The organism is Bradyrhizobium sp. MOS001 (assembly GCF_004634465.1).
Classification (GTDB): Bacteria; Pseudomonadota; Alphaproteobacteria; order Rhizobiales; family Xanthobacteraceae; genus Bradyrhizobium; species Bradyrhizobium barranii.
The window spans coordinates 1-14,325 of the sequence record NZ_SPVJ01000034.1 but is presented as its reverse complement, the minus strand read 5'-3'; the positions used below and the strand labels follow the sequence as shown (position 1 = coordinate 14,325).

Below are 14,325 nucleotides of genomic sequence, written 5' to 3'. Positions count from 1 at the left end.
TTACTTCTTCGCGTAACTCACGCCCATGCCGGCGCGGACGTCGCTTTGAATCCCATAAGGCGGAATCGGATAGCGCAGGCCGTTCTTGGCCAGCGCCTTCATACCCTCGATCGCCTTGGCGAGATGCGAGGGCTTCAAGGCCATCAGCATCTCCTCGTCCGGCACGCCGCCATAGCGCCGTTCGGCATAGCATGGCAAGGACAGGCTGGGCTCACCGGTTTTCAGCGCCCGCCCCCAGGAATCCGCGCAGGCGGTCTCACCGACCACCCCCCATTCGAACTTCTTGTAGCCGGTATATTGCAGCCCGTTGATCAGGATGATCATCTGCCCCGGCGTCGCATAGACCAGGCAGATGTCGGGCGGATCGAGCCGCCCGCTCGCGAGCGGACTGACCGCAAGCGCCTGATACTGCCCAAACGGAACCACGTCCAGCGCCTCCTGGCGCTTGCGCGCGTCCTCGGCGGTGCCGTGCCAGACCCCGACATAGTTTTCGCCGGCGAGCCATTTTTCGTCCTGCGGCGCAAGCCCGATCACGGCGCGACACTGCGCACCGACAAGATCGTCGGCAGTGATACCGACCGTCCAACCCAGACGTGCAGCCATGCTGACGATCTGGTCGGTGGTGTGGACCGCGTTCGGCCGCCGGATTTTCGGGATCGCCTCCATGTCGGCGGTGCGCGCGAACAGCTTCATGCCGATCACCGTCGTCTTCAGCCGCAGCAGGCTGTTGAGGTCGGCGACGAGGCCGGCAAGATCGATCCTGTCTGCGCTCTGCTGCTGCATGGCGTCCTCCCGACCGACGATCGCGCGCCGGTACTCTGTTCTTGTTCTGCGGCTCTCGTTTTAGTCCTTACCCGGTCCCGGAAGCAACTCGCCGGTCCGCCCCATGATGCGATACGCCAAAAGGCCGATCCATTCGCGCACGGCGACGTCGGTCTTGCCGAGACCATCTGCCCCATTGCGGGTGAAGGCGAAGAGCCCGTCGCGCCCACCCATCCGCCAATCCACCGGATAGGCTTCGACATCGAACCCGGCCTTGCGGAAAATCCCCATCGCGCGCGGCATGTGGAAGGCCGACGTGACCAGAAGCCAGCGTTCGCCCGGCTTCGGCGTCACCAGCTGCTTTGTGAAGATCGCGTTCTCCCAGGTGTTGCGGGAGTCGCGCTCGAGGATCAGGCGCTCCTTCGGTATGCCCAGGCTTTCCAGGATCGGCGCGGTGTAGTCGGCCTCCCTCGCCTCCGTCGCGACCAGGTTCGCCGAGCCGCCGGTGAAGACGATACGCGCGTTCGGATAGCGCCGCGCGAGGTCGGCCGGCGCCAGCATGCGATCGGCCGCGTGCGCAACCACGGGCGTGCGATGCGCCGCCGACAGATCGGTGTCAATCGAGCCGCCGAGCACGATGATGCCGTCGGGGGCGCCCCGCGACGGGTCCCACGCCGGGAATCGCGACTCCAGCGGATACAGCAGAAGATTGCCGATCGGCGAGAACGCGACCAGCGCCAGCAGCACCAGCGTGGTCACGGCAAGCTTGCGGCCGACCGCGGCAAACCGCGTCGCCATCAGCAGCAGCGACAGGATTCCGAGCTCGATCAGGAGATTGATCGGCAGCAGAGCGGTGCCGAGGGTCTTGGAAAGAACGAAATACAGGGGAGCCTCGCTGGAATGATCGTGCCGGGCTTGACCGGCCCGTCCATCTTCAGAAATCTTCTTGAAAGAGGATCGATCGCCCGGTCAAGCCCGGGCATAACAGGTTCTCATGACGAGTTCTGATGAAACCGATTGGACGCGGCTAATGACCCATCACCACCTGCATTCAAGCCCCGAGACCTGCCATTGGGGCTTCTTCGAAGCCGCGCTCAAACCCGTCCTCACCGTCAAAAGCGGCGATGAGGTGACGGTCGACACCATCAGCGGCGGGCCCGACATGCTGCCCGACCGCACCAAGTTTCACATTCCGCCGGAGATGTTCGAGGTTCACGCCAAGAACGAGCGCATGCTGCCCGGCCACATCCTCACCGGCCCGATCGCGGTCGAGGGCGCCGAGCCCGGCGACGTGCTGGCGGTCGAGATCCTCGACGTCCAGCTCCGGCAGGATTGGGGCTGGAACATGATCAAGCCGCTGTCCGGCACCCTGCCCGACGATTTCCACGAAACGCGCATCCTGAATATCCCGCTCGACCGGTCGCGGATGGTCGGCCGCATGCCCTGGGGCCTCGATCTGCCGCTCAAGCCATTCTTCGGCGTGATGGGCGTCTCGCCGCCGCCGGCCTGGGGCCGCATCTCCTCGCTCGTGCCGCGCGCAATGGGCGGCAATCTCGACAACAAGGAGCTCGGGGCCGGTGCGACGCTCTATTTGCCGGTGTTCGTCCCAGGCGCGATGTTCTCCTGCGGCGACGGCCATGGCGTGCAGGGCGACGGCGAGGTCTGCGTCACCGCGATCGAGACCGCGCTCCAGGGCCGCTTCCGCCTGACGCTGCGCAGGGACCTCAGGTTCGACTATCCGCGCGCCGAGACGGCGACGCATTACATGACCATGGCCATGGATCCCGACCTCGACCAGTGCGCGGTGCGCGCGCTGCGCGACATGATCGTGCTGCTCGGCGAGACGCGAAACCTGTCGCGCGAGGACGCCTACACGCTGTGCAGCCTGGCCGCCGACCTGCGGGTGACGCAGACCGTCAACGGCTGCAAAGGCATCCATTGCATGATCGAAAAGGCGATCGTGCACGGCTAGCTCCACCCGCCTGCCCGGACCCGTCTCCACGCCGCCGCCGCTCGGCATCCCGCGCGGCGCGCGGCGCTGCGCCTGATTTTCCTAGTGATTCCAATGAGCTGAAACACCGGTCTCGCCCGGATTTGACTCCCACCCCTGAACCTAAATAGAGTCTTAATCGTTACTTTTATGTACCCGAGTAAGAGGCTAGCGTTCGGGCCATGGCCACCGAAAAAGCCGAGACTGACCGCATTCCCGTAACCTTGGCGCTCTCGACCATCACCTATCTGGAAAAACTGGTGAGACAGGGCACCCACGGCACCAGCGTTCCCGGCGTCGCACGCACTCTGATCGAGGAAGGCATCCGTCTCGCCATCAAGGACGGCCTTTTGTCGATTCGCGACAACGGCAGAACGTGAGGGCGCGCCGGACGTGAGGCGGACGGATCTCGAGAGGCGGATGGCCGACATCTGCAACCTGGGACCGTTACAATGCCTGTTCTCTCACCAACTTCTTCACCGACTGCTTCTTCACCGACTTGGACCAACGAACGAATTGAGCTTCTGAAGCAGCACTTCGAGGCCGGCCTCACCTGCAGCGAGATCGCTGCCGACATCGGCGTCAGCCGCAACGCGGTGATCGGCAAGCTGTCCCGGCTCAATCTCACGCGCGGCAGGACGACCGACGAGCGCAAGCTCGAGCGGAGCCTCGCGCCGCGGCGCGGGACGAGAGCCGTACCTCGGCTGCAATATGAGATGCTCGCCACGATCTACGGCGACACCGACACATCTGCGGTCGCGGGTCCGATCGACGATGCCAACCGCTGCTCGCTGCTGGAGCTCGCCGAGAATCGCTGCCGCTGGCCGATCTCGACGCCGGGCGCAGACGACTTCTGCTTCTGCGGCAATACCGCGCCCGACGGCCAGTCCTACTGCGTCGGCCACAGCCGCCTCGCCTACCGGCCGAACTCGCGCGCCCGTGTGATGCGCGGCTGAAGGAAAATCCCAAAACGAAAAACCTCCGGCGGGGCATCACCGGAGGTTTCTGGAGGCTTAGCATGAAGCTAAGAGCCGTGACTTTCGTAATCGGCTGAAAACAAGATAGCTGATCAACTCAGGTAAGTAAATAAGTTTGAGGGCGATCGATTCGCATAGCTCGTCTTCGTCGTTTGCAACGTGTTGCCGGATTTTCCGAAGGCCGCTTTCATGAAAAAGCCCCGGCGGTTTCCCGCCGGGGCTCTATCAGATCGGAACGGTCTTCAGCTTACCAGTTGCGCTGGGCGCGCAGCAGCAGGCTGTAGGTGTCCTGGTCCTTCAGCTCGTAGGTTGCCGCAGGCTTGGCAACCGACGCCAGCGCCGGGGTGGTGATCACGCCCGAGTACTTCTGGTCGAGGTGGCTGTAGACGAAGTCAGCCGAGAAGGTCAGGTTCTTGACCGGCGTCCAGCGGGTGATGACGCCGATCTGGCCGATGTTGAAGTCCGGGTTGCAGGTGCCGGTCAGCGAGGCGAACGCAGCGCTGCCGCAGATCAGGCCCTTCGCCGTGCCGCTGTAGTTGACCGCAGCCCACGCGCCGTAGAGCGCCGTATTCCAGTACGGGTTCCAGTTGTGGGTGTAGGCACCACGGAAACCGTAGGTCTTGGTCAGCTCGAGCTGGCCGTTGGGACCGAACACCGCGTCAGACACGCCGGCAAAGCCGATGCTCTGATACGCGCTGCCCGAACCGCCGAACATCGAGTAGCTGGTCGCCGCCAGCGACTGGAAGTTGTAGCGGCTCGCGCCGTCGGTATAGACGCCCGAGATGTTGATCACGTCGCCAGCACCGGTCGGGATGTTCTTGATCTGCAGAGCTAGCTGAACGGCCCAGCCCCACTTGTCTTCCGGATGACCGGTGACTTCGGACGCGCCGTAGTAGGCGACGTGGTTGTCGTGCGCAGCCACCGACGCCTGGAACAGGCCCCAGGCCTGGTCGACACGAACCATGCCGACGATGTCGGGCGACCTAGTGCCGCCGATATCGTTCGAGCCGTAAGCACCGCCGAGGACGCCGCTGGTGGACATGCCGGCGGTGTTCCAGATGTTGGTCGTGAAGAACTGGGTCTGGTCCTGCGCCGAAACGGTCGCGGTCACGCCCTGGCCGAAATCGGCCGTGTAGGTGAACTGGGCGACGCCGTTCACGGAGCCGCTGCCACCGACGAGCTGGTCGAAGTTGTTGCCGGGATAGTTGGTCCAGGGCGCGTCGAACTGCGACACGGACTTACCCATGGTGAAGCCGGCGAACTGGATGAACGCATAGTAGACGCCGAGCGTACCACCCGAGATCGTGCCCGAGCTTGCGTTGTTCGGCGCAGACACGCCCGTGCTTCCGAGTTGCGAGTAAACGGTCGCGCCTGTTGCCGAGCCGCTTCCCGTATAGTTATCGGTCGTCCAGGTGAACACCGCGTCAAAGTAAGTGCGAACCACCCCGTACTCAGTCGCGGTACGGGTATCGATGTTGAGGTCCTCGCGAGCGCGCGCCAAATAGTAGTTCGACAGGCGGTTGTTCGCGCCGGAAACACCGTTGTAGGCGGCGCTGTAGTTGCCGCCGGCATTGAGCGCGACTTCAGCACGCAGATAGCCGCCGAGCTTGATGCAGGTGTCGGTGCCCGGGATGTAGTAGAAGCCCGCGCCGTAGAGCGAGCAGATCTTGACGTACTCGACCGCCTTGGCCTTGACCGGAAGATCGGCCGCTTGTGCTCCGCCGACGGCGATCAGACCCGCCGCAGTGCCGAGCAAAAGGCTCTTCACCACATTCATATAAAACCTCCAAGTTGCTCATTTTACGGAGACCGGACCGTGAGGCCCCCCAGATCCCCGTCTTTTCAAATCCGCTCGGCCGCTTCGCGCTTTTGGACACACCCGCATCGACGCGAGGGACGTGAGCGAACCACCTGCAACGGGACGATTGAGTACCCCCCACCGTCACGGGCCAATATGCCTGCGCCGTTCCGCTAATCAAAATAGTTTATTTAGTCAGCTTTGTTGTTTCACTAAACCTGTGCCCCGCGCGCAACACCGCGAGTGAGGGAATATGCTGAGCTGATCATCTTTGTAGTTTTAGTGACAAAATTACCCTGCTCTGCACTTGCGTCAGGGCAGACTTGCGTGGACTATGGCCGTGCAAGACACCGGCCGGAAAAGAATCAGATCACGGGAGTGACGCTGTGTCAGCGACCAGGAAGGAAGGGGCGCGCCTCCGCTCCATCGGCAATCTCGATATCATCAGGCGTTTCACCTGGGAAATTTCGTCGATCAACATGTATCTGGAGGAGTTGCGTCAGTTCTGGGCGAGAACGCTGGGCATCAGCGGTCCGCAATGGCTGATCCTGATGGCGATCTCCGACCTCGACAAGGACGACGGCGTGCCCGTCAACCTGGTCTCCAAGCTGCTCCACGTCGATCCGTCCTTCGTCACCACCCAGTCCAAGCTGCTGGAGAAGAAGGGCCTGCTGCGGCGGCGGCCCTCGCCGACCGACGCCCGCGTGGTGCGGCTGTCGCTGGTCGAGAAGACGCAGAAGCACATCGCAAGCCTCAACGAGCAGTACAAAACGATCCGCGAATTCGTCTTCCAGGAATTCGACGAGAACGAACTGACCGAATTCACCGGCAAGCTGGCGACGCTGAAGACCCGGCTCGAAAAGGCCTGCGTCAGGATATCCCTCGACTACTAAAACATGATCCGGAAAAGTGCGAAGCGGTTTTCCGAAAAGATCATGCCCAAGCAACAACCTAAATCGCGATGACGATTCATCCCAATCTCATCGCGCTTTAAGACAGCAGGCGGCGTTCAGATCCGCCGCCCCGTGGCGCCCAGTTGCGATTCCAGCCAGTCGAAGATGTATTCGTTGGCAAGGCTGGGATTGTCCGCATGGGCCTGCGCCGCGCCGGTCTCCTGCGCGGTGAACACCTTCAGCACGATGTCGGAGCTGCCGAGTCGCGACTTCTGCACGATCTGGCGCGCCCGGTCGGCCTTGAGCCAGCCGTCCTCGCCGAGCGTGATCAGCACCGGACAGTCGACGCTCGAGGCCATCAACGGCGCCGACGGCACCGGGACGATGCTGAGGTCGCTCATCGCAAAGCGGCTGGCGAAGAAGGATCGTTCGTGCAGGTCCCACAGACCGCCGTCGCAGACGGCCGCGGCGAGCCTTGGCTCCTGCAACACCGCGCGCGCGACGAAGGAAGAGCCCCACCCGTCGGCCACGATGGCGACGCGATCGAAATCGACGTCGCCGCGTGTCTCCAGATAATCCATGACGCTGGCAATCGAGCTCTCGAGGTCGCGGCGCTGCAGGAGCGTGTCGGTATAGTCGTCACGCTGGTCGCCGAGCAGGTCCAGCGCGAGCATCGACAGTCCGCGTTCGCGCGCATGCGGCGCGAGCTTGAACAGGAATTCTTCCTTGCGGTGTCCGGGCTCGCCGATGCAGATCACGGTCGGAGCCCGCTTGCCGGCCGGGGACGCAGGCAGGAAATAGCCTTGCAAAACGTGTCCGTCATCGGCCCAGGGAATCGTGACGACCTCGCCAGCCGGACCGCGCGCGGTGAGGAAGCGGCGCGCGCATTCCTGCATGGCGAGCACCGCGACCCAGCGGCGCTCGTCGGCCTGGTCCAGCGGCATCGCGGCCGCGCCGTAGTAGTTCATCGCCCGCAGCCAGTTGCGCTGCGCGGTCGCCATGTGGCCTTCCGCGAACGCCGCCTCGGCACGCTGCCGGTTGGCTTGCGCCAGCCGCTTCCATTCGCGGTGCCAGGACTGCTCACCGCCCTGCTTGAGCTGCCGCGCGATCATCAGGCATTCTGCGATGGTGGCGCCACCCTCCTGCGCCGCGGTGAGGAGCCGCGTGAATTCAGCGGAAATATCCTCTCTCTCCGGGCAGAGGATCCAGTCGTCGGAGAGGCATGCGGGTATCATCGGAGCTACGCTTTATGATGGCGTTACCCCTGATCGACTAAACTATTTTGGTTCACCAACCAAGCTGCCGTGCGCCGAATGAGACCCGTTTCACATCACCATCGCTTGAACATTGCTTGAACGACGGAGCATGTCGCATGCGTGACATTCCAAATCGTCATAAGGCGTCGGAAAGTGGCAAGAGGTGGCACGTAAAGTTACCTGCGTAACATGTAAATTACCTGTGTAATAATACGTCCGCACCTCTTGCCATGATGGTCGTCATACCTACATACGCGGACGTTCGTTGACAGTCTCAGCCAAACCGAATCAACCGAGCCGCCAGCCAACTTCCTGCGTAAAGCTTTCATAGAAGGCGCGGTCGTAGGCCTGCTCCGGCGTTGCGCGCACGCGTTCGTCAAGGCGCTTTGCGTCTTCGCCCACAAGAATGCGCCACCGGTCCGCCTTGACCCCGTTGAGGATGATCTTCGCGGCCTGCGCAGCAGTCGTCGGCGCGTCCTCGAGGAAGCTGCGGGCGCGTTCGGCGAACGCAGCCTGGATGTCCTCGTCCGACATCTTGTCAGCATCCGGCACGCCAGCCGCGACCATGCGCTTGCGGGTCAGCGCGACCTCGTCGGCATTGAGCCGCTCCGACCCGTCGGCGCTCTGCACCTTGCGCGAATTGGAGACGATCGAGGTGCCGATATGGCCGGGCATCACCACCGAGCATTTGACATGCGGCGCGTGCAGGCGAAGGTCGTTGATCAGCGCTTCGGTAAATCCTTTCACCGCGAACTTGGCCGAACTGTAGGCGGTGTGCGCCTGCCCCATGCCGATCGAGGCCCAGAAGCCGTTGACGCTCGCGGTGTTGACGATGTGGGCCTCGTCCGCCGCCACCAGCATCGGCAGGAAGGTGCGCACGCCGAGATAGACGCCGCCCCAGCAGATGTTGAACGTACGCTCCCACTGCTCGCGCGTGTTGGTGAACAGGCTGCCGCCGCCACCGATGCCGGCATTGTTGAACAGGAGATGGATCCGATCGGTCTTCTGCAGCTCGGCGAGCTCATCGCGAAACCGCTTGAGATGATCCTCGATCGAGACGTCGGCGACATGGGTCGTGACCCGCAGGCCCTGCGGCAGCTTCTCGACCTCGCAGAGCCGCTTGGTCTCGGCCATCGCGGCCTCCGAGACGTCGCACATCGCGACATTGCAGCCCTCGGCGACGAGCTGCCGTGCGAGCTCGCGTCCCATCCCCGTGCCGCCGCCGGTGATGACGGCGATCTTTCCTGCAAAATCCTTCATCGGACTTCGGTCCCTCCCCTTGTCGGTATGTTTCTTCACAGCTGGCGCCGCGCATCGCGGCGCGCGCAAAATGTAGCAGCGCCGCATCCGCAGGTAAAAGCGGATCGGCGCTGCCATCTTCACATCAGTTATTTCGGCCCGCGGACTATTCGGCCGCTTCGACGCGCACCCCGTTCAACGCGCCGAGTGCCTCCAGCGCCTTGCGGGTGGCGGCCTGCTGCGCCGGCGAGGCCTCCGGCATCGGTGCGCGCGGATAGGTCCTGGGCAAGCCCTGGAGCGTCTGGGCGTAACGCGTGCAGGCCGGCAGATTGTCGGCAATCACGGCGTTCCACAGCGTCAACAGCTTCTTGTGTAGGTCGAGCGCGCGCGGATGGTCGCCCGCCTTCACCGCATCCCACAGCGCGACGGAGGCATGCGGCGCCGCGGTCAGGATCGCGGCGATCGAGCCATGGGCGCCGAGCGTGTAGGACGGATACATGAGGGCATCGACCGCGCTGTAGATCAGCTTGTCCGGCGCCATCATCATGAGATCCGCGAACAGCTTGAGATCGCCCGCGCTCTGCTTGACGCCGACCACCAGCGGCACCTCGGTCATGATCCGCACCAGCAGCGCCGGTGACAGATAGGACCACGGCACCACGTTGTAGATGATGATGGGCATGCCGGTCTCGTCCGCCATGGCGCGGAAGTGCGCGACCATCGCCTCGTCATCGGGCTTGAACAGATAATGCACCGGCGTGACCTGGAGCGCTGCGACATTCATGTCGCGCACGAGCTTGCCGCGACGGATCGCATCGCGCGTGGAGTCCACGATGATCCCGGCGATCACGGGAATGCGTCCCTTCACCGCCTCGACCGTCGCGGCCATCAGGTCGCGATATTCCTCGTGATCGAGCGTGTGGCCCTCGCCGGTCGAGCCGCCGGCCGCGACGCCATGCGCGCCGGCGCCGATCATCCAGTCGACCTGGGGCGCCACGAGCCCAAGGTCGATCTCGCCGTCCTTCCGGAACGGCGTCGTCATCGGCGGGATCACGCCGGTCGGTCGTGCCTTCATGGTCTGCCCTCGCGTTTCCTTTGGTCCTGTGGCGGTCCCGCTCTCCTGACGAGTATCCGTCCGCTTTCGAGCCTATCGGCTGCGCAGGCCTTGTGAAGGGGCGCTTCGCGCGGCGCTGCCCCCACAATCGCTCATTCCTGCGATCCTTCCTCGCCCTTTTCCTTGGGGATTCCCCGTATTTGCCCGGCTTCGGTTTAGGGGCAATTTTTTTACAATCCGAATCATCAAATGAGGTTGGACGCTGGGTCGAGTCGGCCAGGTCAGCGTGTTGTTTGTGTCACAGGCTCTGGCACTCCGCTTGCATCCTCTTCGTGGTCTGAAACTACCGATGAGGTGACAGGAATGTTCGTGACCGTGGTTGCCGTGCTCTGCCGGCTGAGCGCAGCCAGCTCAGGCAGTTGCATCGAGGAAATCGTGACCGACAGCAACATGACGCCCGAGATGTCGATGATGCAGTGCGCGATCGGCGCACAGGCCCCGCTTGCCAAATGGATGGGCGAGCATCCGATCTATCACGCCAATTGGCGCCTCGAGCGCTACAAATGCGTGCCGGGTCACTACGAGATCAAGGGCCACGCCTAAGGCCCCGCAAGAGTACGGATGAGGAAATGCCCCGGAGGTAGCCTGGTCTCTCCGCGCGGGCACCGCTAGCGCCAGACCCCATTGCGGCGGCGCGCCCCTGTGACGACGATCACGCCTTCCCTTTAAGCCACTGCACGCAGAATGATCGCACGCGCCTGTCGCCCTTCCGGCGTCGGCATCAGCGCGAAATTGTGCGGCTGGTCACGGAGCAGATGCAGCTCGACCGGCACGCCCGCCGCCCTCGCGCGCTCCGCGAGATCGACGCTGTCGGGATAGAGCAGATCGCGCGTACCCGAGAAGATCGTCATCGGCGCGAGCGAACGGAAGGCACCGTTGAGCGGACTGACGAAGGGATGGCCGACATCGAGCTCGCCGGCATAGAGCCGCCCTGCCTCAAGTATCCCCGGAATGTCCTGGATCGGATCGCGGCCTGCGATCTCGACCTGCTCCGGGCGGCTGACCGAGGCATCGGCCGCGGGCGAGATCAGCATCAGCCGGCCCGGCTGCCGATGCCCGCGATCGCGCAGCCACTGGCATGCGGCGAGCGCCAGGCCCGCGCCGGCGGAATTGCCGACCACCGTGACCTTTGCGGGCCCGACATCCTCCAGCAGCATCCGCAACAGCTCGGCCGTCGTCGGTACGAGATCCTTGGCGGTGGCACGCGGCGCAAGCGGATAGATCGGCACCACGCAGACGACGCGCGCCTTGCGCGTCATCTGGCCGACGAAGCGCCAATGCGCCGGCACGATCTCGTTGATGAAGCCACCGCCGTGCAGGAACATGACGTGGTTGCAGCCCTCATGGCCCGAAGATGGCGCCGTGTAATAGACCGGCCATCCGCCCATCTTGGTCAACGTCACCTCGACGCCGCGCCCCAAACCCGTCGGCTCGTAGGAGGCCGGCTGCAATGCGAGTTTCTGCACATGCGCCTGCACGGCCTCGGCCGAGGCAAGGTGCTTCTTGAACGGAAGCTGCCGCAACAGCGCGTTGAAGCAACGACTCTGCAGGCTCGGCGCGGGATCGCCGGATGGCCGCATCCCCAACAGCCGGCCGCCCGGACAGAACTGGAAGGCCGATGCGATCTTTGCAACGCTCATGTCAGGTCTCCTCCAGACCGGGCTCTCTGTATGGGCGACGAAAAGGCTTGTGTCGACCGCCGCCACATGCGGATATAATGCGAGCATTCGCTCGCTTTTCCTACTCGCATTCGGATCGCAGGCCCATGGCGCGCAAACCGCCGACAAAACCCCGGAAAAATGCCTTGCAGGCGCGATCGCGCGCCACCGTCGACGCGCTGGTCGAGGCAACCGCTCGCATTCTGGTCCGCGAGGGCTTTGAGAAAGCCAGCACCAACCGGATCGCCGAAATCGCCGGCGTCAGCGTCGGCTCGCTCTACCAGTATTTTCCCAGCAAGGAGGCACTCGTCGCCGCCGTCATCGACCGCCACAACGAGGAGATTATGGGCATCGTCCGTGCCGCCCTCACCGAGGTCGCCGACCTGCCGATCGACAAAGCCGTGCGCCGCCTCGTCACCGTCGCGATCGAAGCCCACCGCATCGATCCCAAACTACATCGGGTGCTTGCCGAGCAGATCCCGCGCACCGGCCAGCTCAAGGACGTCGAAGCCTTCAACCGCGAGGTCCACACCCTCGTGCGCGCCTATCTCGAAAGCCGTCGCAACGAGATGCGCAAGATCGACCCGGGACTGGCGACCTTCATCTGCGTCAGTGCGATCGAGGCGGTCGCGCACAACACGGTGCTGAACCAGGCCGAGATGCTCTCGGAGAAGATGGTGAGGACGCTGGTGGATGAGACGACACGGATGGTGGTGGGGTATTTGAGGTAGTTTGCGAAAACGTCGCCTCATGCACGCTCTACGCGGGAGAGCGGGCATCCCGCTAAGCAGTTGATTTATCTGCGGGCGGCATTGAGCCGAGCCCATGGCCATGAGTTTTCCATTTTTGATGGCGATCAATTCAGCTTTCCTATTGAGGACAAAACATATGCCCAAGAAAAATTGCCTGATAGTCCATGCCGCCGGAAGACAGCTCGACCTACTGCGCGGAGAGGCTTCCCGCATTGCGAGGGCGAACAAGGTCGACTGGTGGATCGATCGTGCCGACGTCGGCACACTTTTTTGCTTTGAAGACGCAAATGCTGCAGATGCCTTCGCTCGCACCTGCGACAACTTCGGAGTCCGATGCCAAGACGGCTAGCTCAAAAACCCCGCCGACTTTGTGAGCCGGCGGGAGTTGAGTGAATACCTACGAAAACCGGCCCATCGCCAAACGCGCGTCGGACGGTGGGGCCGTTCCGGGTGGATGGCGAGACCTTGAGGAGGTCCAGATTCGCCACAGACCGATTTTTCAATCTCTCCCTTGGAGAGTCGTTCCTCAGACGCCGCGATGCCAATATTTTTGTGATCTGGCGCAAAAGGAAGGCCCCAGCCAATGGGGAAGACCGGGGCCTTCACAGGCCTTGCGATGGATCACACGCAAGACCGATCGCTGGATAGCTGCAGGAGCGCTCGTTTCTCCTGCGGAACCAATCTCGACCCAAGTTGGCTGCAACTCCAGATGAGTCGCGAGAGCCAGCATTCCAGCAGCCAAATCGGGGCTAGAGTGTGTCCGAAGTTGAACTAGACGCGGGCGAAACCAACGTGCTGAAGCCGCGATCCAACTCGAGTGTTTCGCAAATCATCGATTCTTCGTAGGCCGAACCCGCGGCGAGCGACTAGGGCGCGTGGGTGAAGATATCCACTCGTCGATTTCGTCTGGCTCTACTCGCCACGAAGGTGAGACGCCATCGGCTGTCCGGGCTGTGACACGGTATCGGCGCTTACGGAGCTTGGCTGCCAAATTCTTCGCGCCATCTTCGTCTCGACATTCAATAGAAAAATTACCGTAACAAACAACCCAGCGCTTTCGACTTACTTTTCGTTTGGATCGCGCTGAACGCTCCATCTAAGGGACCCCGTGAGTCCCCAAGCCCGTCCCAGTATCAAGACTCCATTCTTACCAAACCGTTTAAACCTGTCCGCGACCTCGCCAAGGGCAGCGGACTACCACCACCGTAGCAACCCCGATCTCGCGTCCACAGGTGGTCGTCCAGTTGGATCATGCCTGCGAAGCCATTGACGTCGTTAAGCACACCTACCGAGCATGCGACGCGCGCGATGGCTCCGAGAGCGGATTGTGTCCATTGGTCCCAAAGACAATTCACGCCAGCGCCAGGCGTCGTTGAACTTCTGGAACCAATGGCCCAACACGCCGATCGAGACTCTCGCTGGCTCGCCGCCGAGCTGGTGGAGCGGCCCCGACCAGCTCAAAGACGTCGAAGCCTTCAACCGCGAGGTCCACACCCTCGTGCGCGCCTATCTCGAAAAAGGTACAAGCTCTTCGCAGCGATGGAGTGCCCGACGAGGTACTCAAAGGCGTAGTCGATCATGCCAATGAACGGATGAAGACGACAGTCAATGCTGTGTCAGAAGAGATTGTCATTAAGTTTCCGGACGGAAAAATACAAGAGACACGGCGAAGAGAGCTCAAGATTGAGCTAACCGGGGCTTTAGGAGAAATCGCGAGCCGAATTGACCATGGATTTAGTTTCGAAGTCCGAAAACTGTCAAGCCAAAGGATGGAGAGGAGGAATCTCTGACCTTGCCCCCAAGTTTTATCCAGTCCTGAGTTCGCCCCGGCTGTTGGATTTGCCCGGTTGGACGGTGGCAGCGGCGGGAGCCGGCGCGGAGCCCTC

The 14,325-nt window shown here is 62.7% G+C and carries 14 protein-coding genes; 7 read left to right on the top strand and 7 right to left on the bottom strand.

Going from position 1 to position 14,325, the window contains the following annotated elements; all coding sequences use genetic code 11:
* Both CT676_RS30470 and CT676_RS30465 read right to left on the bottom strand, forming a co-directional pair.
* Positions 1-783: a DUF169 domain-containing protein gene (locus tag CT676_RS30470; RefSeq protein ID WP_028155890.1), complete on the bottom strand. Its 783-nt coding sequence runs from the start codon at positions 781-783 to the stop codon at positions 1-3.
* A gap of 60 nt (positions 784-843) precedes the next feature.
* Complete coding sequence (locus tag CT676_RS30465) at positions 844-1,560, bottom strand: YdcF family protein (RefSeq protein ID WP_223154008.1); 717 nt, start codon at positions 1,558-1,560, stop codon at positions 844-846.
* A 232-nt stretch (positions 1,561-1,792) separates the two neighbouring features.
* Here CT676_RS30465 and CT676_RS30460 point away from each other — a divergent pair, with 232 nt between their 5' ends.
* The 3 genes from CT676_RS30460 to CT676_RS30450 all read left to right on the top strand — a co-directional run bounded on the left by CT676_RS30460 (position 1,793) and on the right by CT676_RS30450 (position 3,708).
* Complete coding sequence (locus CT676_RS30460) at positions 1,793-2,734, top strand: acetamidase/formamidase family protein (protein WP_135215972.1); 942 nt, start codon at positions 1,793-1,795, stop codon at positions 2,732-2,734.
* A gap of 200 nt (positions 2,735-2,934) precedes the next feature.
* On the top strand, positions 2,935-3,132 hold the full coding sequence (locus CT676_RS30455; protein ID WP_007603456.1) for a hypothetical protein: 198 nt from the start codon (positions 2,935-2,937) through the stop codon (positions 3,130-3,132).
* A 72-nt stretch (positions 3,133-3,204) separates the two neighbouring features.
* Entirely contained in the window at positions 3,205-3,708 is a 504-nt protein-coding gene (locus CT676_RS30450) for a GcrA family cell cycle regulator (protein ID WP_135215971.1), read from the top strand.
* A 268-nt stretch (positions 3,709-3,976) separates the two neighbouring features.
* Here the strand turns inward: CT676_RS30450 and CT676_RS30445 are convergent, their stop codons facing one another.
* Entirely contained in the window at positions 3,977-5,506 is a 1,530-nt protein-coding gene (locus tag CT676_RS30445) for a porin (protein WP_135215970.1), read from the bottom strand.
* Between the two features lie 407 nt (positions 5,507-5,913).
* Here CT676_RS30445 and CT676_RS30440 point away from each other — a divergent pair, with 407 nt between their 5' ends.
* A complete protein-coding gene (locus CT676_RS30440; RefSeq protein WP_135215969.1) occupies positions 5,914-6,420 on the top strand; it encodes a MarR family transcriptional regulator in 507 nt (168 codons plus the stop codon).
* Positions 6,421-6,536: 116 nt separating this feature from the next.
* On the opposite strand, the gene CT676_RS30435 is transcribed toward CT676_RS30440, so the two are convergent.
* The 3 genes from CT676_RS30435 to CT676_RS30425 all read right to left on the bottom strand — a co-directional run bounded on the left by CT676_RS30435 (position 6,537) and on the right by CT676_RS30425 (position 9,990).
* Positions 6,537-7,655 carry an alpha/beta hydrolase gene (locus CT676_RS30435; RefSeq protein WP_028152625.1) on the bottom strand — a complete coding sequence of 373 codons (1,119 nt, stop codon included), beginning with the start codon at positions 7,653-7,655 and terminating at the stop codon, positions 6,537-6,539.
* A gap of 309 nt (positions 7,656-7,964) precedes the next feature.
* Positions 7,965-8,936, bottom strand: coding sequence for an SDR family NAD(P)-dependent oxidoreductase (locus CT676_RS30430; protein WP_135215968.1), 972 nt, complete (start codon positions 8,934-8,936; stop codon positions 7,965-7,967).
* A gap of 145 nt (positions 8,937-9,081) precedes the next feature.
* On the bottom strand, positions 9,082-9,990 hold the full coding sequence (locus CT676_RS30425) for a dihydrodipicolinate synthase family protein (protein WP_028152627.1): 909 nt from the start codon (positions 9,988-9,990) through the stop codon (positions 9,082-9,084).
* A 342-nt stretch (positions 9,991-10,332) separates the two neighbouring features.
* Between CT676_RS30425 and CT676_RS30420 the strand changes: the two genes are divergently transcribed.
* Positions 10,333-10,572 (top strand): hypothetical protein, encoded by a 240-nt coding sequence (locus CT676_RS30420; RefSeq protein WP_028152628.1) that lies wholly within the window; start codon positions 10,333-10,335, stop codon positions 10,570-10,572.
* Positions 10,573-10,694: 122 nt separating this feature from the next.
* On the opposite strand, the gene CT676_RS30415 is transcribed toward CT676_RS30420, so the two are convergent.
* Positions 10,695-11,669 (bottom strand): alpha/beta fold hydrolase, encoded by a 975-nt coding sequence (locus CT676_RS30415; protein WP_167768207.1) that lies wholly within the window; start codon positions 11,667-11,669, stop codon positions 10,695-10,697.
* 164 nt (positions 11,670-11,833) lie between these two features.
* On the opposite strand from CT676_RS30415, the gene CT676_RS30410 reads away from it, so the two are divergent.
* Both CT676_RS30410 and CT676_RS30405 read left to right on the top strand, forming a co-directional pair.
* Positions 11,834-12,418 carry a TetR/AcrR family transcriptional regulator gene (locus CT676_RS30410; protein ID WP_231142100.1) on the top strand — a complete coding sequence of 195 codons (585 nt, stop codon included), beginning with the start codon at positions 11,834-11,836 and terminating at the stop codon, positions 12,416-12,418.
* A 94-nt stretch (positions 12,419-12,512) separates the two neighbouring features.
* Positions 12,513-12,788, top strand: a complete 276-nt coding sequence (locus CT676_RS30405; RefSeq protein ID WP_244623311.1) for a hypothetical protein — start codon at positions 12,513-12,515, stop codon at positions 12,786-12,788.
* Positions 12,789-14,325: the final 1,537 nt, after the last annotated feature.